The 1,142-nt window shown below is 63.6% G+C and carries 1 rRNA gene; it reads right to left on the bottom strand.

The window, feature by feature from the left end:
• Nucleotides 1–1,142, bottom strand: a 23S ribosomal RNA gene (locus tag AB5405_RS09815); the annotation flags it as partial.

Raw genomic sequence — 1,142 nt, 5'->3', positions numbered from 1 at the left:
TGTGTCGGTTTGCGGTACGGGCGCGCACGCGCCTGCCTAGGGGTTTTTCTAGGGACCTCGGGCTCACTCGCTTCGCTCAGTCGCTTCGTCCGGAGCCTCGCCCTTCTGCGGACCGGATTTCCCTGGTCCGCGGGCCGCGCTCCATCACGGGGACGTCCAGAACCCCGCCGAGCCACCCCCATCCGTCGCCCCGTCGGTCGTAGCGCCGCGTGCGCGGTGCAGGAATGTCTGCCTGCTGCGCGTCGGCTACGCCTACCGGCCTCGCCTTAGCCCCCGACTGACCCTGGGAGGATTAGCCTTGCCCAGGAAACCTCGGGTTCACGGCGGACGAGTTACTCTCTCGTCTCTCGCTACTCATGCCAGCATTCTCACTCCCATGCGCTCCACCGTCGGTCGCCCTCCGGCTTCTCCGCCCATGGGAAGCTCCCCTACCGATTCTAATGAATTAAAATCCCGCCGCTTCGGTGTCCAGCTTAGCCCCGTGTATTGTCGGCGCATGTCCACTCGACCAGTGAGCTGTTACGCACTCTTTGAATGGATGGCTGCTTCTAAGCCAACATCCTGGTTGTCTGGGCGGACGCACATCCTTTGCCACTCGGCTGGAACTTGGGGACCTTAGCGGGCGGTCCGGGCTGTTTCCCTCTCGAGCACACAGCTTAGCCCACATGCTCTGACTGCCGCGCTCTGGGCCGCCGGCATTCGGAGTTCGGTTGGATTCGGTAGGCGGCGAAGCCCCCTCGTCCATCCGGTGCTCTACCTCCGGCGGTGAACGCGCGACGCTAGCCCTAAAGCTATTTCGGGGAGAACGAGATATCTCCGGGTTTGATTGGCCTTTCACCCCTATCCGCAGGTCATCGCCGCCGTTTTCAACCGACGTGCGTTCGGCCCTCCACGGGGTCTTACCCCCGCTTCAGCCTGCCCACGGATAGCTCACCCGGCTTCGCGTCCGCGGCGCGGGACTCAAGTCGCCCTGTTAAGGCTCGCTTTCGCTCCGGCTCCCTTTCGGTTAACCTCGCCCCGCGCCAGCGACTCGCTGGCTCATTCTACAAAAGGCACGCCGTCACACCATAAAGGTGCTCCGACTGCTCGTGGGCGCACGGTTTCAGGTACTGTTTCACTCCCCTCCCGGGGTGCTTTTCACC

The organism is Collinsella aerofaciens, from assembly GCF_040920445.1.
Lineage (GTDB): Bacteria > Actinomycetota > Coriobacteriia > Coriobacteriales > Coriobacteriaceae > Collinsella > Collinsella aerofaciens_BH.
The sequence above is the reverse complement of the archived record's forward strand: the minus strand, read 5'-3'. Positions and strand labels throughout refer to the sequence as shown.